Source organism: Mycobacterium sp. (assembly GCF_036273375.1).
Taxonomy (GTDB): domain Bacteria; phylum Actinomycetota; class Actinomycetes; order Mycobacteriales; family Mycobacteriaceae; genus Mycobacterium.
This window is the reverse complement of the sequence record NZ_DASUHS010000161.1, coordinates 21,437-47,433: the sequence shown is the minus strand read 5'-3', so window position 1 is coordinate 47,433 and position 25,997 is coordinate 21,437. Positions and strand designations below refer to the sequence as shown.

Genomic DNA, 25,997 nt, shown 5'->3' with positions numbered 1-25,997 from the left:
AATAGCGTGCCCGGCAAGAGGCGTCCGTTCGCCGTCGCCTTTGCGTAAATGGTTGTCCGTCAATCAGAATGGCGGTGGATCATCGTCGCCGTCGGCCGGTGGTGCGGGACCGAAGTAGGCGGCCTCGCGTTCTCGGCGTTTCGCTTGCCGGGCTTGCTGGTTTTGCCTGCGTTCGGTGGCGACGCGATGGGCGCGGTTTTGAGCGCGGGTGCGGCGGCGTTTGGGCATCATGGCGGCGCGCTCGGCGCAGTATTCGACGGGCGGGCCGGCTTCGATGGCCGGGATATCGCCGGTGGAGCGGCACAGACTGGGAAACAGCAGCGAACTGCCGGGGTGGGTGACATAGGTGTGCCCTGCCGGTGAGGTGAGGATCAGCGACCCGTCGGGCAGTTGTTTCTCCTGCCAGCCCCAAAACGTCTTGATCAAATGATGCGTACGGCAGTAACACTTGAGGTTCGACGCGTGGGTGGGCCCACCATCGCTGTAGGGAATCGTATGGTCCACATCGCAGTCGGTGGCCGGACAGTCACACCCGGGCCAGCGGCAGGTCAAATCCCGGCACCGCACGAAATCAGCCAGCGCCTTCGATGGCGCATAGTGCGGCTCGGGCACGGAGTCGACCGGGTGGACCAGCGGCACCAGCTTCGCCGAGATGGCCAGCTCGGCTATCAGCTCCGGCGGGATCAGCCCCTCAGCACCCACCTCCACGGCCGGCGCCTGGCCGCCACCCAGCGTGGAATGCTCTGCGATCACATGGATTACCACCGGTCCTGCGGCGCGCCGTTTCCCCGCGGCGCAACCCGGGGACCCGCACCGGCACCCCAACCGGTCCGCACCGGCAGCCAGCGCGCCCAACGCATCAGCGCGGCGTTGGTCGCGGCTGCGCGGGTCCTTCTCGCATACCGTGGCCGCCAGCGCATCCAACCGCTGATCCAGCGCGTGCGCATCCGGGCTCAACAGGCTGCCTTCAAGGTGCGCCAGGCCGCCCTCCATATCGACGATCCAAACCTGTCGGTCGGCCCGGCGCTCAGTGCGCCGGCGCACCGCATCGGCATCATTCCTGGCCACAATCTTGTCCACTTGCGCGACCAGCCGCCCCTGCGTCAACGACGGCCAGCGTGCCACCTTGATCGCCAGCTCGGCGTCCACCGCCGCCAATACGTCAGGGTCGGTGATCAGATCGGTGCGGTAAACGATCGTGGCGAACAACCGAAAATCCAGGCCACCGGCCCGAAAGACCGCACCGACCTCAGGCAGCCGTTCGCGCATCGCGCGGGCATACCGTACGCGGCTCGCGGCCAGTCCCTGACTGATCCGCAACTCCGCGGCCACTTCCGCGCTGACCGCCGCTTCGGTGTCGACCGCCCACTCCTCGCACTCCGAACACCGCGAAAGCCGGTACGAAAACAAGTCTCCGATCGCCGTCAACTGCTCAGCCGCCGCACGATTTTCGACCCGCGAAAACGCGCCGATCCGCTCCAGCAGCGCGGCGGACTCCGGCGTTGTGGACGGGTGGTGCCGCTCGAACAGCTCGTCGAACCGAGCGATCACGTCTTCGAACATAAGTTCGATTATGGCAGCCGGGTACGACACCGGCGCGCCACATCAAAGCCTGGTGTCAAGGTCCGGCCGCGGCGAACGAGGGTCGGAAACGGGGCTAAGCTGCGGATCGTATCGCCCCTACCCGGCTGCGAGGACCTATGACCGACCGCATCGAGACTTCCCGCACCATCGCCGCGCCGGCGCCGGCCGTCTTCGCCGTGCTGTGCGACCCTCAGGGCCACGTCGCAATCGACTCCTCCGGGATGCTGCAGGCAGCCGACGGTGATCCGGTACGCGGCGTGGGTGACCAATTCGTCGTTCACATGGACCGCGAATCATTGAACGATTTCCCGGAATTGGGCAGATACGACGTCACCGTTGACATCAAGGAGTTCGAGCAGGATCGCCTGATTGCGTGGACGGTTCTCGGCCAGATCCAGCCGCCGCTCGGCCATGTCTACGGCTATGCGCTCGCGCCGTCCGAAGACGGTTCGGCCACCGTGGTCACGTCGTTCTACGACTGGTCGAACATTGATCCGAAGTGGCGGGAAGCCGGAATTTTCCCGATCCTGTCCGAGGGCGCCCTGCGGGCCACTCTGGGAATTCTGGACCGTACCGTGCGGCGTGGTTATCCGGCCGGATAATTTCGAGCCCACCGCCGCCACACGCGGTGTTGCTCATCGGGTTTCGAACGAGTGGGTTAATGGAGACGCGGTTTCACGTCGCATGTCTTCGGGTATTATTCCGAGGCCCCTCACGAAAGGACCTGTCATGTTGCACTCGGTGATTTTGGCGAGTTCGGACCCCGTCGCGGCCGGCTTTATCCTCCGCGGCATCAAGGGGATTTTCGTCGCTATCGGCAGCATTATCGCGGCCATAATCTGCGGAGTGATCGCAATGATGAAGGGCCGCAACCCGCTGGGATGGGGAATTCTCGGGCTGTTTTTCTCGATCCTCACATTGATCGTCGTCATCATCATTCCCAGCAAGAAAAGCTAAAGGGACGCCCCCGAACGGTGACGTAGGCGTGCCCGCCGGACACCGGCGAAATTTTTCAAGCGCCGTTTCGTTGGTCAAACAATGTAAACGCGGGATAATGCCCGCATGCGTTTCATCTGTGCCGCTGCGGCGGTCGGCATACCCATCGCCGTGCTGATGGGGGCGTGGTCAGCTCACGCTGATACTGGCGTCAACGGTTACGTTCACTGCATAGGGGGCGACGCGAAGCCCCCGCCGCCGGGGGTAAGCGCGGAAAATTGGTTTCCCAGCCTGCACGTGATCGATAACGACATCGGTTCTGGCATACCTTCGGAGCAAGTAGTCCAGAGACTAGTAACCATGGGAGTAGCCCCGAACGACGCCGCTACCCGAGTGCGGTGCTATCTGGCCAACTTGCCGCATTAGCCAGCTAGCCGCGAAACCACCTCGGCGACAACCGAATCGAGCGCGACGGGGAGCTGCTCCCCCGTCGTCAGATCCTTCATAGCGACGGTGCCGGACTCGATGTCGCGGTCACCCAGGACCAGCGCAAGCCGGGCGCCGGAGCGGTCGGCGGCGCGCATCGCGCCCTTGAGCCCGCGGTCGCCGTAGGCCAGGTCGACGCGCACACCGCCGGCGCGCAGCTGTGCCGCCAGCACCGCCAGCCGCAACTTGGCCTGCTCGCTCAACGGCACGCCGAACACGTCGCAGCGCGCGCTCTCCCCCACACTCTTGGCCTCGGCTCGCAGCGCCAGCAGCGTGCGGTCCACACCGAGCCCAAAACCGATGCCGGACAGATCTTGTCCGCCGAGCTGACGCATCAGGCCGTCGTAGCGACCGCCGCCTCCGATGCCGGACTGCGCGCCCAGGCCGTCGTGGACGAATTCGAACGTGGTCTTGGTGTAGTAATCCAACCCGCGCACCATACGGGGGTTCAGGACGTAGGGCACCGCCATCGCATCCAGGTGGGCCAGCACGGTATCGAAGTGCTGCTTGGCCGCATCGGACAAGTGATCGAGCAGCACCGGAGCATCGGCCGTCATGGCGCGCACCTCGGGTCGCTTGTCGTCGAGCACCCGCAGCGGATTGATCTGCGCCCGTCGCCGCGTTTCCTCGTCCAGGTCGAGCGCAAAAAGGAAGTTCTGCAACAGTTCCCGGTATTGCGGGCGGCAGTTGTCATCGCCCAGCGAAGTGATTTCCAGGCGGAATCCGTCGAGCCCGAGCGAGCGAAAGCCGGCGTCGGCGATCGCGATCACCTCGGCATCCAGAGCAGGGTCGTCGACGCCGATCGCCTCCACGCCGACCTGCTGCAGCTGGCGATAGCGGCCCGCCTGCGGACGCTCATAGCGGAAAAACGGCCCCGCGTAACAGAGTTTGACCGGCAACGCGCCGCGGTCCAAGCCGTGTTCGATGACCGCGCGCACCACGCCCGCGGTGCCCTCGGGCCGCAGCGTCACGGAACGATCGCCTCGGTCGGCGAACGTGTACATCTCTTTGGACACCACGTCGGTGGATTCGCCGACGCCGCGGGCGAACAAGGCGGTGTCTTCGAAGATCGGCAGCTCGATATCGCCGTAGCCGGCCCGGCGGGCGGCCCCGAGCAGGCCGTCGCGCACGGCGACGAACTGCGCCGAGTCCGGCGGGACGTAGTCCGGCACCCCTTTGGGCGCGGAGAGGGCTGAGAATTCCGGCACGGGCTACAGGCCTTCGAGGAACGGGTTGAGGCGCCGCTCGGCGCCGATGGTGGTGGAGTTACCGTGTCCGGGCAGCACCACGGTCGCGTCGTCGAGGGCCAGGAGTTTGTCGACGATCGAGGTCAGCAGGTCGCGGCCGCTGCCACCGAACAGGTCCGTGCGGCCGACGGATCGCTCGAACAGCGTGTCGCCGGAAAAGACCACGTCTGTCCCGTCCGTGCTCGCCTCGAGGACCCGGAACACCACCGACCCACGAGTGTGCCCGGGGGCGTGATCGACGTTGACGGTCACACTGCCCAGATCCAACTTGTCGCCGTCGCGGTCCAGCTCGACGACCTGCTTGGGCTCCCGCCAGAAAGCGCCCGCCACCATCTGCGCCAGGCGCGGGCCCAGGCCGTAGATCGGGTCTGTGAGCATGAATCTGTCCTCGGGATGGATGTAGGTCGGGCAACCGTAGGTGTCGGACACCTTCTGCGCCGACCACATGTGGTCGATGTGGCCGTGGGTCAGCAACACCGCGGCCGGCGTCAGCCGGTGCTTGTCCAGGATGTTTCGCAACGGACCCATCGCCCGCTGCCCCGGATCCACGATGACGGCGTCCGTTCCTGGCCGCTGCGCCAGCACGTAGCAGTTGCACTGCAACATGCCGGCGGGAAATCCGGTGATCAACACGATGCCCAGTTTCCCACGGGCCCCACTTGACACGAGTCGCGGCGCCCACATTAGCCTGAGCTGGCACCTCACCGGTTCAGAGAAGTTCCGACTCACCAACCATGGAGGCAGAGCGGCCGTGCCGACCAACGAACAGCGACGTGCCAACGCCAAACGCAAGCTCGAACGGCAGCTGGAGCGGCGCGCGAAGCAAGCCAAGACACGCCGGATCGTGCTGATCGTGGCCGGCTCGATCATTGCCGTGGCCGTGATCGTGGCGGTGGTGATCACGATCGTCAACACCAAGCATGACCACAAGAGCAGCACCGCGGCGTCGACGACCACCAGCAGCAGCTCGCCTGCGGAGTCCACCACTCCCGCCGGACCGACGCCGTCCGCCGCACCGCTGCCGCCGTTCAAGCCGTCGGCCGACGTGGGCGCCAACTGTCAGTACCCGGCCTCGCCCGAGCCGGCGGCCAAGCAGGTCAAGCCGCCGCGGACCGGCAAGGTTCCGACCGATCCGGCCCAGGTGAGCGCCAGCATGGTGACCAACCAGGGCCACATCGGCCTGATGCTGGCGAACAACGAATCACCCTGCACGGTCAATAGTTTCGCGAGCCTGGCCGGCCAGAAATACTTCGACAACACCAAATGCCACCGGCTGACCACCTCACAGGGCCTGGGCGTCCTGCAATGCGGCGACCCGAAGGGCGAGGGCACGGGCGGTCCGGGCTATCAATTCGCCAACGAGTACCCGACCGACCAGTATCCGCCCAATGATCCCAAGGCGCAGGAGCCCGTCCTCTATCCGCGCGGCACCCTGGCCATGGCCAATGCCGGGCCCGGCACCAACGGCAGCCAATTTTTCTTGGTGTACAAGGACTCTCAGTTGCCGCCGCAATACACCGTATTCGGCACCATTCAGCCCGACGGGTTGGCCACCCTCGACAAGATCGCCAAGGCCGGCGTCGCCGGCGGCGGTGAGGACGGGGCACCCGCCACCGAGGTGACCATCACCTCGGTGCTGCTCGACTGAATCCACAGCGGCGCAACGCAGGCGGAGATTCGCGAGAATCACGCGGGGGCCGCGACCGACGGCTTATTGTCGTTGCGTGGCGGGAGAGTCGTTCGGGCAATATCAATTGCTGGAAGTCTTGGGGCGCGGTGGCATGGGACAGGTCTACCGCGCTTTTGACGCCACCACCGATCGGGTCGTAGCGCTGAAGGTGCTGCCCGCAGACCTGGCCGAGGACCTCGAGTTTCAGCAGCGGTTCCGGCGCGAGGCACGCATTGCTGCAAGCCTGAACGATCCGCATGTGGTGCCCATCCACAGTTACGGCGAAATCGACGGGCGGCTCTACGTCGACATGCGGCTGATCGAGGGACGCGATCTGGTCGACTACATGGCCGAGAACGGCGGGCGGCTGAGCCCCGAGCGCGCTGTCGCGGTGGTCGAACAGGTTGCCGCGGCGCTGGATAGCGCGCATGCGGCGGGATTGATCCACCGCGACATCAAGCCGAAGAACATCTTGGTCACCACGGCACGGGATTTCGTCTACCTGATCGACTTCGGCATCGCCCGCAGCACCGCCGACACGGCCCTGACGCAAACCGGACACACGATGGGCACGGTCGCCTATATGGCGCCAGAACGTTTCAGGGGCACAACGGATCACCGCGCCGATGTCTACTCGTTGGCCTGCGTCCTGCAGGAGTGCCTGACCGGGAAGCGTCCCTTCCCCGGTGAGAGCCTCGAAGAGCAGCTCAATGCGCACTTGACCATTCCGCCGCCGCAACCGTCGGCCAGCGTGCCCGGAGTGCCCCCGCAACTGGACGCGGTGGTCGCGCGCGGCATGGCCAAGGACCTCGAACACCGCTACCAGTCGGTGATGGAGCTCGCCGAGGCCGCCCGTGCCGCACTGGCCGGTCCGGCAACCGGACCGATCGGGACCGCATCGACGGCACCGCCACCGCCCGGTGCGTCGCCGCCGGTACCCGCGGCTTTCCCGCCGGACAGCAAATCCAATGCGCGGCTACAGCATCACCGCCCAACGCATTCGCGGCGTTTGCTGATCGGCATCGTCGGCGCATCGGCGCTGGCGCTGACCGCGGTGGCGGCGTTGGTCATCGCGTTGGTGACCCAGAGCCACGGTTCCGCCGACAGCGCGGGAGCCTCCACCCAGGCCCGGGTCCGGGTTCCCGGCCGGACCGGATCCAACCCCGGCACGAGCGGCCCGGCGGCAGCGACGGTGCCGCCGTTGCCGGCGTTCGCACCGCCGCCCGACCTGGGCGCCCACTGCCAATATCGATCGGTGCCGGACCCGGTCACCCGGCCGGTGAACCCGCCGCAGTCGGGCGGGGTGTCCACCACTCCCCCGCAGATTGGTGCCGCCATCTCCACCAACTTCGGTGACATCGCCATCCAACTGGCCAATTCCGAGTCCCCGTGCGCGGTGAACAGCTTCGTCAGCCTGGTCAAGCAGCAGTTCTTCGACGCCACGCAGTGCGCCCGATTGATCAGCTCCCAAGACGGCGGATCGCTGTTGTGCGGCGGTCCCGAGGTAGACGGATCGGGTGGTCCCGGTTACGAATTCGCCGACGAGTACCCGGCCGACCAATACAAGCCCGACGACCCCGCGCTGCGCGCGACGGTGGTGTACCCGCGCGGCACCATCGTCATGGCCACCGAGGGACCCAACACCAACGGCAGCCAATTCGCCTTGATCTTCAAGGATTCCGAGATGGAACCGCAGAGCACGGTGCTGGGCACCATCGACCAGGCCGGGCTCGAGACCCTGGACAAGATCGCGCGGGCCGGCATCGCCGGCAATCGTCAAAGCGGTGCGCCCGCCGACCCGGTGAAGATCACGTCGGTGCGGCTGAGTTAAGGCCAGGCGGGCGTCACGCCGCGGACGTCACGCGGTAGACGTCGTAGACGCCTTCGACGTTGCGCACGACGTTGAGCAGGTAACCGAGATGCTTGGGATCGCCCATCTCAAAGGTGAAGCGGCTGATGGCAACCCGGTCACCGGAGGTGGTGACCGACGCGGACAGGATGTTGACCTTCTCGTCGGCCAACACGCGGGTGACGTCCGACAACAGCCGGTGCCGGTCGAGCGCCTCGACCTGGATGGCCACCAGAAACACCGACGACGGCGACGGCGCCCAATGCACTTCGATGATGCGCTCGGACTGCTGCTGCAGCGAGGCCGCGTTGGTGCAGTCGGTGCGGTGCACGCTCACTCCGCCGCCGCGGGTGACGAACCCCATGATCTGGTCGCCGGGGACCGGGGTGCAGCATTTCGCCAGCTTGGTCAGCACGCCGGGGGCACCGGGGACCGAGACGCCGACGTCGTCGCTGCTGCGTGGGCGGCGCAACATGGTTGTCGGCGTGGACCTTTCGGCGAGGTCCTCTTCGGCCTGGTCGATACCACCGAGTTCGGCCAGCAGTCGCTGCACGACGTGCCGGGCCGACACGTGCCCCTCACCGATCGCGGTGTAGAGCGCGGATACGTCGGTGTAGTGCAGCTCGCGGGCCACCGTCGCCAGCGTTTCACCATTGACCAAGCGCTGCAACGGAAGTCCGCCGCGACGCACCTCGCGGGCCATGGCGTCCTTGCCGGATTCGAGCGCCTCCTCCCGGCGCTCCTTGGCGAACCACTGCCGGATCTTGGCCTTGGCGCGTGGTGAGACCACGAACTGCTGCCAGTCTCGCGACGGCCCGGCGTTGGCCGCCTTGGAGGTGAAAACCTCGACGACTTCCCCGTTTTCCAGCTTGCGTTCCAGCGCGACCAGCCGCCCGTTGACGCGGGCGCCGATGCAGCGGTGGCCGACCTCGGTGTGCACCGCGTAGGCGAAGTCCACCGGCGTGGAACCGTTGGGCAGGGTGATGACATCCCCCTTGGGGGTGAACACGAAGATCTCTTGTACCGCAAGGTCATAGCGCAAGGACTCGAGGAATTCGCCCGGGTCCGCGGCCTCCCGTTGCCAATCGAGCAGCTGGCGCATCCAGGCCATGTCGTCGATCTCGGCGGCGGCGTGCAGATGCGGAACGCCGTTGCGCCCCTTGGCTTCTTTGTATCGCCAGTGCGCGGCGATGCCGTATTCGGCGGTGCGGTGCATGTCGCGGGTCCGGATCTGCACCTCCAGCGGCTTGCCTTCCGGGCCCACGACGGTGGTGTGCAGCGACTGGTAGACGCCGTAGCGCGGCTGGGCGATGTAATCCTTGAATCGCCCCGCCATCGGCTGCCACAGCGAATGCACCACACCGACGGCCGCATAGCAGTCCCGGATCTCGTCGCACAGGATGCGGATGCCGACCAGGTCGTGGATGTCGTCGAAGTCGCGGCCCTTGACGATCATCTTCTGGTAAATCGACCAGTAATGCTTGGGGCGGCCCTCCACCGTCGCCTTGATCTTGGACGCGCCCAGGGTGTTGACGATCTCGGCGCGGACCTTGGCCAGGTAGGTGTCCCGCGACGGCGCGCGCCCGGCGACCAGCCGGACGATCTCCTCGTACTTCTTGGGATGCAAGATCGCGAACGACAAGTCTTCCAATTCCCACTTGACGCTGGCCATACCCAGTCGATGCGCAAGGGGCGCAATGACTTCCAGCGTCTCGCGGGCCTTGCGCGCCTGCTTCTCCGGCGGCAGGAACCGCATGGTGCGCATGTTGTGCAGCCGGTCGGCGACCTTGATCACCAGTACGCGCGGATCGCGCGCCATCGCAGTGATCATCTTGCGGATGGTCTCGCCCTCGGCAGCGCTGCCCAGCACCACCCGGTCCAGTTTGGTGACGCCATCGACCAGATGGCCCACCTCTTCACCGAATTCCTCGCTCAAAGCTTCCAGGGTGTACCCGGTGTCCTCGACGGTGTCGTGCAACAGCGCGGCCACCAAAGTGGTGGTGTCCATGCCCAATTCGGCCAGGATGGTGGCGACGGCCAGCGGGTGGGTGATGTAGGGGTCGCCGGAATGGCGTAACTGGCTGGCGTGCCGCTGGTCAGCGACCTCGAAGGCGCGCTGCAGCAGCGATACGTTCGCCTTCGGGTAGATCTCCCGGTGCACGGCCACCAGCGGTTCCAGGACCGGATTGAGCGTGCTGCGCTGGGCGGTCATCCGGCGGGCCAGCCTGGCCCGGACCCGCCGCGACGCGCTGCTGGATGTCTTGAGGGATTCGGTCGGTGGCTCCGGAGCCTCCATCGGCTGCGTGATGGCCGGTGACTCCGCGGGCGCGTCAAGCGCTTGCGCCGCGCTCTTTTCCTCCGCCACGTTGGTCACCTCCGAAATCGAGGATATCTCCTCTCGATCCGATTGCCCGGCTCCTTCTCACGCCGCTCCGCGGCGCGCATCGTCGCCGGAGGCTAGAGCGCTACTCGCAAGTCAGGCTGTGCACTGCCAACGGTGCGACCACTTCCCGGCCGCGCAGCGCGCCGAGTTCGAACACCACCGCCGCCGCCATCACATTGGCCCCGGCGCGCTCGAGCAGCCTGGCCGCAGCGGCCAGGGTACCGCCGCTGGCCAGCACATCGTCGATGATCGCGATGTTGCGCCCGCGCAGATCCATGCCGTCCGCGGGAATTTCCAGCGTCGCGCTGCCGTATTCCAGGTCGTACCGCTCGGCGTGTACCGGCGGCGGCAGTTTCCCGGCCTTGCGAACGGCCAGCACGCCGGTCTGCAGCCGATCGGCGACGGCCGCGGCCAGCAGGAATCCCCGGGCCTCGATGCCGGCCACCAGATCCGCGCCGGACGCGATTTCGGCCAACGCACCCGTGATCGCCGTCATCGCGGTCGCGTCCGCGAACACCGGGGTGAGGTCCTTGAACTGGACCCCCGGCTTGGGAAAATCGGCCACCTTGCGCGTCAGCGACGCGATCAGCTCGGCCACCGGCGTCAGGCCGCCGGCGTTCGTCATTGGAGCCTCACTGTATGAGGGCCCATCGGTCCATGTTCCAGCCCGCGCCCCACCGCGTCGGGTTCTTGCTCACCGCGTACATCTTCTTCGAGGTCAGCAGCGTGCGCTGCTGCCGGTACAGCGGCAGGGTGGGCATGTCGCCCCACAGTACCGGGGCGGTTTCGGTCAGCAGCCGGGCTCGTTCGGCGGCGTCGGCCGAGACGGCCAGCGCGCTGATGGCGTTGTCGACCTGGGGATTCGTGTACCCGGACAGGTTGTTGCCGTTGCCACTGTGCAGGGCGTAGGCATCGAGCGCCGACGACCCCGTCGACCCGCTGCCGGTGGCCCCGCCGGTGCTGGCCAGCAACGCGTCGATCTTGCCGTCCCGCAACGCCTGCGGACCCGGGCCGTCCAGGATGACGCCGGCGACGGTGATGCCGGCCGCGGCGCACGCCTTGGTGATGACGCCGACGTTGACCGCGAGTCGCGCGTTGGGCCCCTGATACCCGATCCGCACCGTCAGCGGCGCACCGCCCAGCGCGCTGCGCGCGGCGACCGGATCGGCCTTGCTGAACGGGCCGGCCTCGGCGGCCCCATCGCCGGCCGACACCGCATCATCGGTGGCCGGGTCCAGGCGCGAGTTGGCGATCGGCGTCCCCGCGTCCTTGGCCAGCGAATCGCGCGGCGTGCACAGCGCCACCGCGCGCCGGGCCTTGGGCGCCGCCAGCGGACCCTGCGGGGCGAAGATCAGCTGCTCGACGCCGTTCGACGGTCCATCGGCGCGCTCGTAGTTGTCCGGCGTGGTCAGCGCCCCCGAGGAGCCCGAGGCGACGTCGACCACGTCGACGCTGCGGCTGTTGACCCGATCCTGGATGTCGGGTCCCTGCGGCCAGACGGTCACCCGCTTGGTGATGGCCCTGGGCCCCCACCACCGGTCGTTGGCGACTAGCACCACCGCGCCGCGATCCAGGACGGATTCAATCTTGTACGGCCCCGACGACGGGAAACGCTTGAGGTCGACCCCGGGCTTGAGGTCCCAGGTGGTGTTCCACAGCTTCGCGATCTGCTGCACCAGGGGTCCGTTGTTGCTGAGCAGGGCCGCGGTCACGTCGACGTTGAGTTGGTCGGCGATGACGTGCGACGGCATCAGCGAGGTCGCGGTGAACAGCTGGTTGTAGTCGACCACGCCGCGGTCCGGAATGAAGGACACCCGCGCCTTCTTCTGCCCGGGCATGCATTCGACGTTGGCGATGTCGAGGTAGCCGGCCTGGGTGGCGGCGTGGAAGTCGGGAAACCTGCCGGACTGTGCCGCCCAGGCGAGCACGATGTCGTCGCAGGTCACCGGCTTGCCGTCGGAGTAGACGGCATTGTCGGCGACTTGGTAGTCCAGCACCAGCGGCGTGCCGCCGACCACCGACACGGTGCCGAAGTCGCGGTCGGCGACGGTTTGCCCGTCGGGACCGTGATAGCTGAAGCCGGTGAGCGTGCGGGCGAACGCCTGCGCTCCGGCGGATGCGGCGCCGGCGACGGTGTTGGTGTTGTAGGTGGACAGCGGGCCATCGACCACATAGTCGATCTGGGACGCGGCGCTACCCGCGCAGGCGGTCAGCGTGAAACCCGCCGCCAGCACAACCGCCAGTCCGGTGCCGATCCATCCGGCTAAGGCCCGACGGCCGATGAGCCCGCCACGATCGGCCCCAGTTCCGGGGTACCTGGTGGCCATGGGCCTACCGCCGGCCGACGTTCCGCTTGCCGGTGGGACGCCGGGTCCCGGTCGGCCGCACGGGACGGGCGCCCGGTGCCGGCTTGCTCGGCGCGGGCTTGGCCGGCTCGGCCGCGGCCGCCGCTTCGTCCGCTTCATCGGCGGTCTCGGTGTCACCATCACCGGTGGCGGTCTCCGCCGCCGGGCGCGAGCGGGGGCTGCGGCGCCGCATCACGCGTCGGGTGTGGGTGCGCACCAGCTCGGTGCGCTCGCGCAGCGTGACCAGCAGCGGCGTGGCGAAGAAGATCGACGAGTAGGTGCCGACCAGGATGCCGACCAGCTGCACCAGCGCCAGATCCTTCAGCGTGCCGACGCCCAGCAGCCACACCGCAACGACCATCAGCGCCAGCACGGGCAGCACGCTGATCAGGCTGGTGTTGATGGAGCGCATGAACGTCTGGTTGATCGCCAGGTTGGCCTGCTCGGCGAAGGTGCGCCGGGTGGTGTGCTGGAAGCCGTGGGTGTTCTCCTCGACCTTGTCGAACACGATGACGGTGTCGTAGAGGGAGAAACCGAGAATCGTCAGCAAGCCGATGACGGTGGCCGGCGTGACCTCGAAGCCGACCAGCGAGTACACCCCCGCGGTGACGCTCAGGTCGAAAACCATGGTGGTCAGCGCGGAGATGGCCATGTACCGCTCGTAGCGGACCATGATGTAGACGCCGACCAGCACCAGGAAGACGGCGAGCGCGATCAGCGCCTTGTCGGTGATTTGATCGCCCCAGGTCTCGGACACCGCGGCGTCGCTGATGGCCTGCTTGCTCGGCTTACCGTCGGCGCCCTTGGGTCCGAAGGCGTCAAACAGGGCGTTGCGCAGCTTCGTGGTCTGGTCGTTGGTCAGCGTTTCCGAACGGACTTGCACGGTCGCGCCCGCGCCGTTGCCGACGATGACCACCGACTCCGGATCCTTACCGAGGGCCTTGCGGAACACCTCTGAGACCTGCGAGGACTGCACTGTGCCGGTGGCCCCGGCGGCGGGCATCGACACCGTCGTGCCGCCGTTGAAGTCGATGCCGAAAGTAAAGCCCCGCAACAGGATGCTCAGGATGGCGACGGCGACGATCGCGCCGCTGATGCCGAACCAGAACCGGCGCCGTCCGACCACCTCGAAGGCGCCGGTGCCGGTGTAGAGCCGCGACAGGAAGCCATGACGCGGCAGGCCGGCGGCGCTGCTGTCGGTCAACTCCGTCGCGCCCTCGGAGGCTTCGGTGATCTCGGTTGCGTCTTTGGAGGCTTTGGAGGGAGTCATGCGCTATCCCCGTCCCGTCTTGACCTGCGCCGAAGCCCGCCGTTCGCGGGCGACCTGCTGAACGGCACCCAGGCCGTTGTAGGCCGGCTTTGCCAGCGTCGGAGACTTGGACGCCAGGTACACCAGCGGCCAGGTCACCAGGAACACCACCACGATGTCGAGGACGGTGGTGAGGCCCAACGTGAAGGCGAATCCCCTCACCTGGCCGATGGCCAGGGCGTACAGCACCGCGGCGGCCAGGAAGGTGACGGCGTTACCCGACACGATCGTCTTGCGGGCGCGCACCCAGCCTCGTGGCACCGCCGATCGGAACGAACGGCCCTCGCGAATCTCGTCTTTGATGCGTTCGAAGAAGACTACGAACGAGTCGGCGGTGGTACCGATACCGATGATCAGACCCGCGATTCCCGCCAGATCCAGGGTGTAGTTGATCTGACGGCCCAAGATCACCAGGATCGCGAAAATCATTGCGCCGGAAGCACCTAGCGACAGGGCGGTGAGCAATCCCAGCACCCGGTAGTAGAGCAGCGAATACAGCAACACCAGGATCAAGCCGATCGTGCCCGCGACCAGCCCCGCTCGCAGCGAGGTCAATCCCAGTGTCGCCGAGACGGTTTGGGCCTCCGAAGACTCAAAGGACAGCGGCAGCGAGCCGTATTTGAGGACGTTGGCCAGCTGCCTGGCGGTCGAGGCGGTGAACGGCGGATCGCCACCGCTGATCTGGGTCCGGCCGCCCGGTATGGCTTCCTGGATCATCGGCGCGCTGACCACCTGCGAGTCCAGGGTGAAGGCAGTCTGGGTACCGATGTGGGCGGCGGTGAAGTCGGCCCAGATGTTGGCCGCGGCGGACTTGAACTGGAGGTCGACGATGTAGCCGATGCCGCGCTGGTTCTGGCTCGCGCTGGCGTCCTGGATCTGATCACCACTGATGATCGACGGGCCCAGCAAATAGGCGACCTTGTGGTCGGTCGAGCAGGTGACCAACGGCTGGGCCGGATCGTCGTTGCCGGCCAGAATGTCTTCTTTGTCGCAGCGCGTCGCCTGGAACTGCAGCGCGAGGTACTGAATGCCCTGACGCGTGCTCTGTCGCCACTTCTTCTCGTCGGCGATGCGGTCGGCGAGTTCCTTGCGCGGATCAGGCGGCGCGGGCTGTTCTCCCGGCGGCGCCTCCGCTGCCGGCCCTGCAGGTGCCGGCGCCGGCGCGTTCGAGCCGGGCGCCGGAGGCGCCGGGCTGGGCGGCGGCGGGTCCTGGGGATACGGCCGGGGCTGGGCACCCGGGTGAGCGGGAGCCGGTTGCCCGGGCGCGGGCTGACCGGGAGCCGGTTGACCGGGTGCCGGCTGACCGGAAGCGGGCTGACCTGGCGCCGGCTGGCCACCCGCGGGCTGGCGCGCCGGCGGCTTCGGCTCGGCGCTCTGGGCCGGCATCGAGTTGAGCACGGGCCGGATGTAGAGGCGGGCGGTCTGACCCAGGTTGCGGGCCTGGTTGCCGTCGTTACCGGGGACCGTGATGATCAGGTTGTCGCCGTCGACGACGACCTCCGAACCGGAGACGCCGAGCCCGTTGACCCGGGCGCCGATGATCTGCTGGGCCTGCGCCAACGCCTCACGGCTGGGTTTCGAGCCGTCCGGGGTGCGCGCGGTCAACGTGACGCGGGTGCCGCCCTGAAGGTCGATGCCGAGCTTGGGTGCGGCTCGCTTGTCCCCGGTGAGAAACACCAGCAGATAGACGCCGACGAGCAATAACAAGAAGACCGACAGGTAGCGGGCAGGGTGCACCGGCGCCGAAGACGATGCCACGTTCCTTCTATCTCCTTGAAATCGGTTACTTACCCCGGACAGAGCCTACGTGGCCCCCACTTGCCCGTCGTGCAAGCGGTCCGCCGGTTGCTGCGATCGGTGGGGATCCCCGTCAGGAATCGTTGGTGATCGAGCCCTCGTCGGCGGAGTCGTCGCCGTCGGCCAGGTCTTCGTCGTCGTCGGGCAGGATCCGGTCGCGGATCGCCAGCTTCATCCAGGTGGTCACCACGCCGGGTGCGATCTCGAGGTCGACGGTGTCATCGGTGATCTCGACGACGGTGGCCTGAAGGCCCGACGTGGTGTGCACCCGGTCGCCCGGATGCAACGACTCGTGCAGGTCGATGGTGGCCTGCATCGCACGCTTCTGACGGCGCGATGCCAAGTACATGAACCCGCCCATGATGAGCAGGAACGGCAGGAACAGGATCAAGCTCTGCATGGACGCGCCTGTCTTTCGTCGTAACTATCGGGACCTACGGTGCCGGTACGACTCGAGCGTCGCGCACCTTGTAACGGTCCAGTGTGCCCGTTCAGTCTGGCAGGCCACGGGTCGTGACCGACCGCCACCGTGCACCGAGTGCCCGCCGGCGTCAAGCTCGATAGGCTTTTGATGCGACGTGACACGCGCGCCGCGAGAGGAGTTATGTGGTGGCCAGCCTCGAGCAGACTCGCCAGCTGGTCACCGAGATCCCCGGTCCGGCATCGCTGGAACTGACCAAGCGCCGGGCGGCGGCGGTGTCGCACGCGGTGAACGTGTCGGTGCCGGTATTCGTGGCGCGCGCCGGCGGCGGCATCATCGAGGACGTCGACGGCAACCGGCTGATCGACCTCGGATCCGGGATCGCGGTGACGACGATCGGCAACTCGTCACCCCGGGTGGTCGAAGCGGTGCGCGCGCAGGTGGCCGAGTTCACCCACACCTGCTTCATGGTGACGCCCTATGAGTCCTACGTCGCCGTCGCAGAGACGCTGAACCGAATCACTCCGGGCTCCGGTGAGAAGCGCTCGGTGCTGTTCAACTCCGGCGCGGAGGCGGTCGAGAACGCCGTCAAGGTCGCACGCGCGTACACGCGCAAGCCCGCCGTCGTGGCGTTCAACCACGCCTACCACGGCCGCACCAACCTGACCATGGCGCTGACCGCCAAGTCGATGCCCTACAAGGGCGGCTTCGGCCCGTTCGCGCCGGAGGTTTACCGCGCGCCGCTGTCCTACCCGTATCGCGACGGCCTGGTCGACAAGGAACTGGCCACCGACGGGGAGAAGGCCGCCGCGCGCACCATCAGCGTCATCGACAGCCAGATCGGTGCCGACAGCCTGGCCGCCCTCATCATCGAGCCGATCCAGGGTGAGGGCGGGTTCATCGTTCCGGCCGAGGGATTTTTGCCCACCCTGCTGGACTGGTGCCACAAGAACGACGTGGTGTTCATCGCCGACGAGGTGCAAACGGGATTCGCGCGCTCCGGCGCCATGTTCGCGTGCGAGCACGAGGGCATCGAGCCCGACCTGATCTGCACCGCGAAGGCCATCGCCGACGGACTGCCGCTTTCGGCGGTCACCGGTCGGGCACAGATCATGGACGCACCGCATGTCGGCGGTTTGGGCGGCACCTTCGGCGGAAACCCGCTGGCTTGCGCGGCAGCGTTGGCCACCATCGAGACGATCGAGAACGACGGATTGATCGAGCGGGCCCAGCAATTGGAACGCCTGATCACCGAACCACTGCTGCGCCTGCAGGTCGGCGACGACCGGATCGGCGACGTGCGTGGTCGGGGCGCCATGATCGCCATCGAATTGGTGAAGTCGGGAACCGCCGACCCCGACAAGGAATTTGCCCAGAAGCTGTCCGTCGCGGCGGCCGCGGCCGGAGTGATCGTTTTGACCTGCGGCATGTACGGCAACATCATCCGGCTGCTGCCCCCGCTGACCATCAGCGACGAGCTGCTGGCCGAGGGCATCGACGTCCTCGGCGCACTGCTGCGCGACCTATAGACCTGGGGAAGCTTCGGGCCTGCGTGGGCAATCTCACAAACACCACCAGGCCAGATCATTGGTGGAATACCGTTACTTTAGCTAACGTTCTATAGGTCAGCGCGAACAGCGCAAATTGACTCGCTAACTCTTATTTGCAAGGGATCTGTTTATGTCGACTGCTATTCATGACGAACAACTCGACCGTCGCGTCGAGGAACTCATTGCCAACGACCCTCAGTTCGCCGCCGCCCGACCGGACCCGGCGATCACCGCGGCCCTCGAACAGCCCGGGCTGCGGCTGCCCCAGATCATTCGGACCGTGCTGGACGGTTACGCCGACCGGCCGGCGCTGGCGCAGCGCGCTGTCGAGTTCGTCAAGGACGGCACGATCGGACGCACGTCGGCCGAGCTGCTCCCCCGCTTCGAGACCATCACGTATGGCGAACTGGGCGAACGGGTTTCGGCCCTCGGCCGGGCGTGGCTGCGTGACTCCGTGAGTCCCGGCGACCGCGTCTGCGTCCTGGGCTTCAACAGTGTCGATTACGCCACCATCGACATGGCGCTGGGCACAATCGGAGCCGTGTCGGTGCCGCTGCAGACCAGCGCGGCGATCACATCGCTGCAGCCGATTGTGGCCGAGACGCAGCCCAGCCTGATCGCGTCGAGCGTCGACCAGCTGACCGACGCCGTGGAGCTGATCCTGCGCGGCGACCACCTGCCCGGCAAGCTCGTCGTGTTCGACTACCAGCCCGAGGTCGACGACCAGCGCGAGGCCGTGGACGGCGCCGTGGCGCGGCTGGCCGAGACCGAGGTGGTTGTCGAGGCGCTCGCCGCCGTGCTGCAGCGCGGCAAGGACCTGCAGGCAGTTGCCGAGCAGGAGACCGACGAGGACTCGCTGGCCCTGCTGATCTACACCTCCGGTAGCACCGGCGCGCCCAAGGGCGCGATGTACCCGCAGAGCAACGTCGGCAAGATGTGGCGCCGCGGCAGCAAGAACTGGTTCGGTGAGAGCGCCGCGTCGATCACCCTCAACTTCATGCCGATGAGTCACGTCATGGGACGCGGAATCCTCTACGGCACCTTGGGCAACGGCGGCACCGCCTACTTCGCGGCCCGCAGCGACCTGTCCACCCTGCTCGAGGACCTCGAGTTGGTGCGGCCCACCGAGATGAACTTCGTCCCGCGCATCTGGGAGACGCTGTTCGGTGAATTCCAGCGCCAGGTCGAGCGTCGTCTGGCCGACGGTGATGCGGACCGCGAAGCGGTCGAGGCCGCGGTTTTGGACGAACAGCGCCAGTACCTGCTGGGCGGCCGGTTCATCTTCGCGATGACGGGCTCCGCACCCACGTCACCAGAATTGAAGAAGTGGGCCGAGTCGCTGCTCCAGATGCACCTGCTGGACGGCTACGGCTCGACCGAGGCCGGAATGGTGTTGTTCGACGGGGAGATTCAGCGCCCGCCGGTGATCGACTACAAGCTGGTCGACGTTCCGGATCTTGGTTACTTCAGCACCGACCGACCGCATCCGCGCGGTGAGCTGTTGCTGCGGACCGAGAACATGTTCCCCGGCTACTACAAGCGGGCCGAGACCACGGCCAACGTTTTCGACGACGAAGGGTACTACCGGACCGGTGACGTGTTCGCCGAGATGGCTCCGGGCCGGCTGGTGTACGTCGACCGTCGCAACAACGTGCTGAAGCTCGCGCAGGGCGAGTTCGTGACGCTGGCCAAGCTGGAGGCGATGTTCGGCAACAGCCCGTTGATCCGCCAGATCTACGTCTACGGCAACAGTTCTCAGCCTTACCTGCTGGCCGTTGTGGTGCCGACCGAAGAGGCTCTGGGCCAAAACGCCGAAACAGGGCTAGAGTCGCTCAAGCCGAAGATCGCCGACTCACTGCAGAAGGTCGCCAAAGAGACCAACCTGCAGTCCTACGAGGTGCCGCGCGACTTCATCATGGAGACCACCCCGTTCACGCTGGAAAACGGTCTGCTGACCGGGATCCGGAAGCTGGCATGGCCGAAGCTGAAGCAGCACTACGGCGAACGGCTCGAGCAGATCTACGCCGACCTGGCCGCAGGACAGGCCAACGAGCTGGCCGAACTGCGCCGCAGCGGCGCCGAGGCGCCGGTGCTGCAGACCGTGAGCCGGGCCGCGGCCGCCATGCTGGGGGCCGCCACCAGCGACCTGTCGCCGGACGCCCACTTCACCGATCTGGGTGGCGACTCGTTGTCGGCGTTGACATTCGGCAACCTGCTGCGCGAGATCTTCGACATCGATGTGCCGGTGGGTGTCATCGTCAGCCCGGCCAACGACCTGGCTGCCATCGCCACCTACATCGAGGCCGAGCGGCAGGGTTCCAAGCGGCCGACATTCGCCGCTGTGCACGGGCGCGGCGCCACCACGGTGCACGCCGGCGACCTCACGCTGGACAAGTTCCTCGACGAGGCCGTCCTGGCCGCCGCGCCGAGCCTGAAGCAGCCGGCGACCGAGGTGCGCACCGTGCTGTTGACCGGCGCGACCGGATTCCTGGGCCGCTACCTGGCATTGGACTGGCTCGAGCGGATGGACATGGTCGACGGCAAGGTCATCGCCCTGGTGCGGGCCAAGTCCGACGAGGAGGCGCGCGCGCGGCTTGACAAGACCTTCGACAGCGGCGACCCGAAACTGCTGGCGCACTATCAGAAGCTGGCCGGCGACCACCTCGAGGTCATCGCGGGAGACAAGGGCGAGGCCAACCTCGGCCTGGACCAGCAGACCTGGCAGCGACTGGCCGACACGGTCGACGTCATCGTCGACCCGGCGGCGCTGGTCAACCACGTGCTGCCGTACAGCGAGCTGTTCGGGCCCAATGCCGTGGGCACCGCGGAGCTGATCCGGATTGCGTTGACGTCCAAGCAAAAGCCGTACATGTACGTGTCGACGATCGGTGTGGGCGACCAGATCCAGCCGGGCACGTTCGTCGAGAACGCCGACATCCGGCAGATCAGCGCCACCCGCGAGATCAACGACAACTACGCCAACGGCTATGGCAACAGCAAGTGGGCCGGCGAGGTGCTACTGCGTGAGGCACATGACCTGTGCGGCCTGCCCGTCACGGTGTTCCGTTGCGACATGATCCTGGCCGACACCACCTACGCCGGACAGCTCAACTTGCCGGACATGTTCACCCGGTTGATGCTGAGTCTGGTAGCCACCGGTATCGCGCCCGGTTCGTTCTACGAGCTCGATGCCGACGGCAACCGGCGGCGGGCACATTACGACGGTCTGCCGGTCGAGTTCATCGCCGCGGCGATCTCGACGCTGGGAACGCAGATCACCGACAGCGACACCGGGTTCCAGACGTATCACGTGATGAACCCGTACGACGACGGCATCGGTCTCGACGAGTACATCGATTGGCTGGTCGAGGCCGGGTATTCGATCGAGCGCATCGCCGATTACGCCGAATGGCTGCGGCGGTTCGAGACCTCGCTGCGGGCCCTGCCGGATCGCCAGCGTCAGTACTCGCTGCTGCCGCTGTTGCACAACTACCAGAAGCCGGAAAAGCCGATCAACGGCTCGATGGCACCCACCGATGTATTCCGTGGGGCGGTGCAGGAAGCGAAGATTGGCCCCGACAAAGACATTCCGCACGTGTCGGCGCCGGTCATCGTCAAGTACGTCACCAACCTGCATTTGCTTGGACTCCTCTGAGGTAGGCCAAACAGTAAGTCGCCCAGTCCTTTTGGGGCTGGGCGACTTGTCTGTGTTTGAGCCTACCGCTGCGGGTGCGGCCAACGCAGATACGCTGCGTTTCCCCCGGCCCCCGCAGCCGCTCGGTTGCGACGCCATCCCCGCTTGGGCCCGGCGGCCGCCGCGGATCGCGGCTTGGTCAGCGCGCCCGAGGAGACCTCGGCCGGTTCGTCGTAAGTCGAATCCCGGTAGGGCTCAATGGCCGGCGCCGACGCGGCAGACCCGGCCGCCACCGGATGCACGTCGCGGGCCAGGCGCACGGCGGTGCGGGCCAGCGCAACGCCACCCAGGAAGACGATCAGCGCGCCAAGGCCCGAGAAGTACGTGACCTCGAGGACCGCACGCTTGCGATCGGTTGCGGCGATCGGGTCGCCGGCGGAGCCGATTCCCAACAGAGGGGCGACCTGATTGCCCACGACGAACCAGGCACCCGCCAGCACGGCCAGCCAACCGCCCAGCATGGCGGCGGCACGGTTCCCGGCGAGGATCAGCAACAGGCCACCCAGAACGGCCGCCGCGCCTGGCGCCACCTCCAGCCAGCCCCGGGCCGTGCTCCATGCCCAGTCCCGGTCCGGTGTGTAGGCGAAATTGAAGTGCGGACCAACAAACGGTATTAACGCTCCCCAAGCCCCCAAAATGACCAGGAGCAATCCACTGACCGCGCCGCGCGAGCGCGGCATTCTCAGTCCGCGGGTTTGGCCGTCTTCTGCGTATTTCATGACATCCCCTCGTTGAATACCGGGTCGGCTTCCGGCTTGGGCTGGTTACCCAGCGCCTTCCACTACTAACCGACGAGGCGGGCGAAAGCCACCGCTAGCCGTGGCTTTTGAGGCTGGTGAGACTGGTGTTACTACTGAAGGCCGAGCAGCAGGAGCACGATTGCGATCGCCGGGAAGGTGCCCTGCGTCGCGGCGGCGCGCGCCTTGTCGCGGTCCGACGCGACCAGAACCGCCGCGGCCGCGGCCATCGATCCGACGCCCGCGAAGACGAGCGACGCTCCAACGCTTGTGTGCCCCAAGGCAACTGCGATGATGCCGACACCGGTGACGACGGCCAGGAACAGGTTGTAGAACCCTTGGTTGAAGGCGAGCAGCTTGGTGGTTTCGGCTTCGGCCTCGGTGGTGCCGAAGGTGGCACGGGTGCGCGGCGAGGTCCAAGTCAACGATTCCATCACAAAGATGTAGACGTGCAGCAACGCCGCCAGTGCTGCGAACACCAACGCGGTGGTGATCATCGCTCTCCCTCGTTGGTCGGGACCTGCGCTGCGGCAGATTTCGCTTGGCTCGGCGCCGGTGAACATTACCGACCGGCGGTTACCCGGGCCAGCCTGACGCGAAAAGGCACCGGTAGCCCAGGGCTACCGGTGCCTCCCGCCGTTGGAATTGCCGCGCTAGGCGCCGGCGTGGTGGTGCCGGTGGAACAGGCCGCCCTCGCCGGTGCGCCGACGGAACAGGCCGCCGCCGCGCTTGCGGGGCGCCCGCTCGGCCGTCGTGGCATCCGGCGCCCTCTCGGCCGCCATGGTGTCGGCCCGCGCTCCTGCCGGGACGCGACCGTGGTCGAGCATGGCCGGTTCCGCCACCGGGGCGGCCTCGCCCGCCACCGGCGCCGGTTCCCTCGCCACGACGTCTCGTGCGTGGCGAACGGCAAGGCGCGCCACCGCGGCCCCGCCCAGAAACACGATCAAAGCGCCTAGGCCGGTGAAGTAGGTGACCTCGAGCAGGGCTCGTTTCAGGTCCGTCGACGCCGTCGGTTGACCGATGTCGCCGATGCCGAGCGTTGAGGCGAACGCACGGCCGACCACGAACCAGGCGCCGCCGGCGACCGCCAGCCAGCCGCCGAACACCGCGGTGGCGCGGTTACCGGACATGAGCACCAGCAAGCCCCCCACCGCGGCGGCTGCCCCGGGGAGCACCTCCAGCCAGCCTTTGGCGGTGGTCCACGTCCATGCCGGATCGGCCATGTACGCCCAATCGATGTTGGGCCCGAAGCAGGGCACCAATGCACCCCACGCACCCAGAAGAATCAGGAACAACCCGGTTAGCGCGCCGCGGGTACGTGGCATGTACAGCGCGCGAGGGCGGTCGTAGTCGTGGCTCGTGGTCCTCATCGGAACCCTCCTTCAGACAGGTATGACTGCTGTGGGGCTGGTTACCCGACGGTGCCGGGGTGTAACCGGTCACGCGGTGCGCAAGTGTTTGCTGGGGTCGCTGGGGTTAGTGCGGCCGCCGTGGCCGAGGTCGTGCGATCGCGGTGTGGGCGCGTCTGAGCTGGCCGGAGGCCGCGTAGGACGAACGTACGGGCCCGGTCTCGGCGCAAAGGTCACGATTTGGCCGCGAATTGCCCGGACCGTCGATGGCGGCGACCCGCTTCGCCCGGCACCGCCGCGCTCGCGATCGCCGTCAGTCGAACAGACCGGCCCGGCCGAAGCCGGTGACCCCGGCCGGCGGGGTCATGCCGAGGTGTGTCCAGGCCTGGGCGGTGGCCACCCGGCCCCGGGGCGTCCGCGCGATCATGCCGGCACGGACCAGGAATGGCTCGCATACCTCCTCGACGGTGGCGGCCTCCTCGCCCACCGCCACCGCCAGCGTCGACACCCCAACCGGTCCGCCGCCGAAGCTGCGGGTGAGCGCCGAGAGCACCGCGCGGTCCAGCCGGTCCAGGCCCAGCTCGTCGACGTCGTAGACGGCCAGCGCGGCCTTGGCGACGTCGCGGGTGATCACGCCGTCGGCGCGCACCTCGGCGAAGTCGCGAACCCGGCGCAACAACCGGTTGGCGATCCGCGGTGTCCCGCGCGAGCGCCGGGCGATCTCCTCGGCCGCGTCCCCGCCGAGTTCGATGCCCAGGATCCCGGCGGAGCGGGCCAGCACCCGCTCCAGCTCGGAGGGCTCGTAGAAGTCCATATGCGCGGTGAAACCGAACCGGTCCCGCAGCGGGCCGGTCAGCGCGCCGGACCGGGTGGTCGCGCCGACCAGGGTGAACGGCGCCACCTCCAGCGGAATCGACGTCGCCCCGGGACCCTTGCCGACCACCACGTCAACCCGGAAGTCCTCCATGGCCAGGTACAGCATCTCCTCGGCGGACCGGGCGATGCGGTGGATCTCGTCGATGAACAGCACGTCATGCTCGACCAGGTTGGACAGCATCGCCGCCAGGTCACCGGCGCGTTCGAGTGCGGGCCCTGACGTCATCCGAAGCGAGGATCCGAGCTCGGCCGCGATGATCATCGCCAGCGACGTCTTGCCCAGCCCCGGCGGACCGGACAACAGGATGTGATCTGGTGTGCCGCCGCGGTTTTTGGCGCCTTCGAGGACGAGCTGCAGTTGCTCGCGGACCCGCGGCTGGCCGATGAACTCGCGGAGCGAGCGCGGACGCAGGCTGACGTCAATGTCGCCCTCGCCCGACGCCAGCGTGCCGGACACCTCCCGATCGGCGTAGTCGTCAGCGAAGTCATCCGTCATCGGGACTTACCCAGCATCGACAGCGCGGCGCGCAGGGCGGCCGTCGTGGTGGCGTCGTGATCGGTGGCCAGCACCTTGTCGGTGGCTTCCTCGGCCTGCTTGACGGCGAAACCGAGCCCCACCAGCGCCTCCACCACCGGCCCGCGAATCGCGTGGCCGTTGAGGGCCGCACCCGGCGACGCTCCCCCGGCCGCGACGCCGGCACCGACCTTGTCGCGCAATTCCAAGACCATCCGTTCGGCGCTGCGCTTGCCGATCCCGGGCACCCGGGTCAGCGCGGTGACGTCGCTGTCGTGCAGCGCCTGTCGCAGCGCTCCGGCGTCGTGCACGGCCAGGGTCGCCATCGCGAGCCGCGGCCCGACCCCTGATACCGACAGCAGCGTCGAGAACAGGTCGCGGGTATCGGCGTCGGTGAAGCCGTACAACGTCATCGAGTCCTCGCGGACGATCATCGCGGTGATCAGCCGCGCGTCGGTCCCGGTCCGCAGCGTGGACAGCGTCGACGGGGTCGCGTTGACCCGGTAGCCGACGCCGGCTGCCTCGATCACCACATGATCGAGCGCCACCTCGAGGACCTCGCCGCGCACCGAGGCGATCATCGGGTGGCCTTCAGCTTGGCTTTCAACGTGGTCTTGTATTTTCGTCGCTGCTCGGCGGCCATCGCCTCGGCCGCGGCCATCCGGGCGATCATCGGCGCCCGCCAGCAATGACAAATCGCCAACGCCAGCGCGTCGGCGGCGTCGGCCGGTGTCGGTTTGGTTTGCAGCGCAAGGATTCTGGTGACCATCGCGGTGACCTGCGCCTTATCGGCCGCACCGTTGCCGGTGACCGCGGCCTTGACCTCGCTGGGGGTGTGGAAGTGCACATCGATGCCACTCTTGGCCGCCGCCAACGCGACCACGCCACCGGCCTGGGCGGTGCCCATCACCGTCGACACGTTGAGTTGAGAGAACACCCGCTCGATGGCCATGACGTCCGGCTGGTGGGTGGCCAGCCAATGCTCGACGGCATCACTGATAGTCAGCAACCGCTCGGCGAGGGGCGCGTCCGAGGGCGTGCGCACCACGTCGACGTCGAGCGCGACGACCGTGCGCCCGCGCCCGCTTTCGACGACCGACAGCCCGCACCGGGTCAGGCCGGGGTCGACGCCCATCACCCGCATTCCCGCTCCCAACTAGTAGAACAGCTGTTCGATACCCTAGCGGTCGGCACGGACGCGTCCGGGTAGGACACGCGGCGGTGCCGCCGATTCCCGGGGTGACGTTACGG

At 67.3% G+C, this 25,997-nt stretch carries 22 protein-coding genes; 7 read left to right on the top strand and 15 right to left on the bottom strand.

Translation table 11 applies throughout. From position 1 onward, the window contains the following. Positions 1 to 63: 63 nt before the first annotated feature. Positions 64 to 1,563 carry an HNH endonuclease signature motif containing protein gene (locus VFW69_RS15325; RefSeq protein ID WP_526502354.1) on the bottom strand — a complete coding sequence of 500 codons (1,500 nt, stop codon included), beginning with the start codon at positions 1,561 to 1,563 and terminating at the stop codon, positions 64 to 66. Positions 1,564 to 1,700: 137 nt separating this feature from the next. Here VFW69_RS15325 and VFW69_RS15320 point away from each other — a divergent pair, with 137 nt between their 5' ends. From VFW69_RS15320 to VFW69_RS15310, 3 genes are all read left to right on the top strand, one after another. Then, a complete protein-coding gene (locus tag VFW69_RS15320) occupies positions 1,701 to 2,186 on the top strand; it encodes an SRPBCC family protein (RefSeq protein WP_526502353.1) in 486 nt (161 codons plus the stop codon). Between the two features lie 127 nt (positions 2,187 to 2,313). After that, entirely contained in the window at positions 2,314 to 2,541 is a 228-nt protein-coding gene (locus VFW69_RS15315; protein ID WP_499919598.1) for a deoxyribodipyrimidine photolyase, read from the top strand. Between the two features lie 105 nt (positions 2,542 to 2,646). Further along, positions 2,647 to 2,946 (top strand): hypothetical protein, encoded by a 300-nt coding sequence (locus tag VFW69_RS15310; RefSeq protein ID WP_526502352.1) that lies wholly within the window; start codon positions 2,647 to 2,649, stop codon positions 2,944 to 2,946. On the opposite strand, the gene hisS is transcribed toward VFW69_RS15310, so the two are convergent. Both hisS and VFW69_RS15300 read right to left on the bottom strand, forming a co-directional pair. Continuing rightward, positions 2,943 to 4,214 carry a histidine--tRNA ligase gene (gene hisS / locus VFW69_RS15305; RefSeq protein WP_526502351.1) on the bottom strand — a complete coding sequence of 424 codons (1,272 nt, stop codon included), beginning with the start codon at positions 4,212 to 4,214 and terminating at the stop codon, positions 2,943 to 2,945. The genes VFW69_RS15310 and hisS overlap by 4 nt on opposite strands. Positions 4,215 to 4,217: 3 nt before the next feature. Next, positions 4,218 to 4,886 carry an MBL fold metallo-hydrolase gene (locus VFW69_RS15300; protein ID WP_526502350.1) on the bottom strand — a complete coding sequence of 223 codons (669 nt, stop codon included), beginning with the start codon at positions 4,884 to 4,886 and terminating at the stop codon, positions 4,218 to 4,220. Positions 4,887 to 5,004: 118 nt separating this feature from the next. Here VFW69_RS15300 and VFW69_RS15295 point away from each other — a divergent pair, with 118 nt between their 5' ends. Both VFW69_RS15295 and VFW69_RS15290 read left to right on the top strand, forming a co-directional pair. Next, on the top strand, positions 5,005 to 5,901 hold the full coding sequence (locus VFW69_RS15295; protein WP_526502349.1) for a peptidylprolyl isomerase: 897 nt from the start codon (positions 5,005 to 5,007) through the stop codon (positions 5,899 to 5,901). Positions 5,902 to 6,034: 133 nt separating this feature from the next. Then, positions 6,035 to 7,753, top strand: coding sequence for a protein kinase domain-containing protein (locus tag VFW69_RS15290; RefSeq protein ID WP_526502388.1), 1,719 nt, complete (start codon positions 6,035 to 6,037; stop codon positions 7,751 to 7,753). 13 nt (positions 7,754 to 7,766) lie between these two features. On the opposite strand, the gene VFW69_RS15285 is transcribed toward VFW69_RS15290, so the two are convergent. The 6 genes from VFW69_RS15285 to yajC form a co-directional block, all read right to left on the bottom strand. Further along, positions 7,767 to 10,136 (bottom strand): RelA/SpoT family protein, encoded by a 2,370-nt coding sequence (locus VFW69_RS15285; RefSeq protein WP_526502348.1) that lies wholly within the window; start codon positions 10,134 to 10,136, stop codon positions 7,767 to 7,769. A 100-nt stretch (positions 10,137 to 10,236) separates the two neighbouring features. Next, positions 10,237 to 10,779: an adenine phosphoribosyltransferase gene (locus VFW69_RS15280; RefSeq protein ID WP_526502347.1), complete on the bottom strand. Its 543-nt coding sequence runs from the start codon at positions 10,777 to 10,779 to the stop codon at positions 10,237 to 10,239. A 7-nt stretch (positions 10,780 to 10,786) separates the two neighbouring features. Then, positions 10,787 to 12,481, bottom strand: a complete 1,695-nt coding sequence (locus VFW69_RS15275) for an ABC transporter substrate-binding protein (protein ID WP_526502346.1) — start codon at positions 12,479 to 12,481, stop codon at positions 10,787 to 10,789. 4 nt (positions 12,482 to 12,485) lie between these two features. Next, positions 12,486 to 13,769: a protein translocase subunit SecF gene (gene secF / locus VFW69_RS15270; protein WP_526502345.1), complete on the bottom strand. Its 1,284-nt coding sequence runs from the start codon at positions 13,767 to 13,769 to the stop codon at positions 12,486 to 12,488. Between the two features lie 3 nt (positions 13,770 to 13,772). Further along, complete coding sequence (gene secD, locus VFW69_RS15265; RefSeq protein ID WP_526502344.1) at positions 13,773 to 15,566, bottom strand: protein translocase subunit SecD; 1,794 nt, start codon at positions 15,564 to 15,566, stop codon at positions 13,773 to 13,775. 112 nt (positions 15,567 to 15,678) lie between these two features. After that, complete coding sequence (gene yajC / locus VFW69_RS15260; RefSeq protein WP_526502343.1) at positions 15,679 to 16,005, bottom strand: preprotein translocase subunit YajC; 327 nt, start codon at positions 16,003 to 16,005, stop codon at positions 15,679 to 15,681. A 209-nt stretch (positions 16,006 to 16,214) separates the two neighbouring features. Between yajC and gabT the strand changes: the two genes are divergently transcribed. Next, positions 16,215 to 17,555 (top strand): 4-aminobutyrate--2-oxoglutarate transaminase, encoded by a 1,341-nt coding sequence (gene gabT, locus VFW69_RS15255; protein ID WP_526502342.1) that lies wholly within the window; start codon positions 16,215 to 16,217, stop codon positions 17,553 to 17,555. 151 nt (positions 17,556 to 17,706) lie between these two features. Then, a complete protein-coding gene (gene car / locus VFW69_RS15250; protein WP_526502341.1) occupies positions 17,707 to 21,231 on the top strand; it encodes a carboxylic acid reductase in 3,525 nt (1,174 codons plus the stop codon). A 62-nt stretch (positions 21,232 to 21,293) separates the two neighbouring features. On the opposite strand, the gene VFW69_RS15245 is transcribed toward car, so the two are convergent. From VFW69_RS15245 to ruvC, 6 genes are all read right to left on the bottom strand, one after another. After that, the gene (locus tag VFW69_RS15245) at positions 21,294 to 21,989 is read right to left on the bottom strand and encodes a hypothetical protein (protein WP_526502340.1); all 696 of its coding nucleotides are present in this window, start codon (positions 21,987 to 21,989) and stop codon (positions 21,294 to 21,296) included. Positions 21,990 to 22,120: 131 nt separating this feature from the next. Further along, positions 22,121 to 22,504 carry a DUF1304 domain-containing protein gene (locus VFW69_RS15240; protein WP_526502339.1) on the bottom strand — a complete coding sequence of 128 codons (384 nt, stop codon included), beginning with the start codon at positions 22,502 to 22,504 and terminating at the stop codon, positions 22,121 to 22,123. Positions 22,505 to 22,660: 156 nt separating this feature from the next. Further along, positions 22,661 to 23,377, bottom strand: a complete 717-nt coding sequence (locus tag VFW69_RS15235) for a hypothetical protein (RefSeq protein ID WP_526502338.1) — start codon at positions 23,375 to 23,377, stop codon at positions 22,661 to 22,663. 292 nt (positions 23,378 to 23,669) lie between these two features. After that, entirely contained in the window at positions 23,670 to 24,728 is a 1,059-nt protein-coding gene (gene ruvB / locus VFW69_RS15230) for a Holliday junction branch migration DNA helicase RuvB (RefSeq protein WP_526502337.1), read from the bottom strand. Continuing rightward, entirely contained in the window at positions 24,725 to 25,327 is a 603-nt protein-coding gene (ruvA, locus tag VFW69_RS15225; RefSeq protein WP_526502336.1) for a Holliday junction branch migration protein RuvA, read from the bottom strand. The genes ruvB and ruvA overlap by 4 nt, the downstream gene beginning before the upstream one ends. Then, on the bottom strand, positions 25,324 to 25,890 hold the full coding sequence (gene ruvC, locus VFW69_RS15220) for a crossover junction endodeoxyribonuclease RuvC (RefSeq protein WP_526502335.1): 567 nt from the start codon (positions 25,888 to 25,890) through the stop codon (positions 25,324 to 25,326). The genes ruvA and ruvC overlap by 4 nt, the downstream gene beginning before the upstream one ends. Between the last annotated feature and the right edge of the window lie 107 nt (positions 25,891 to 25,997).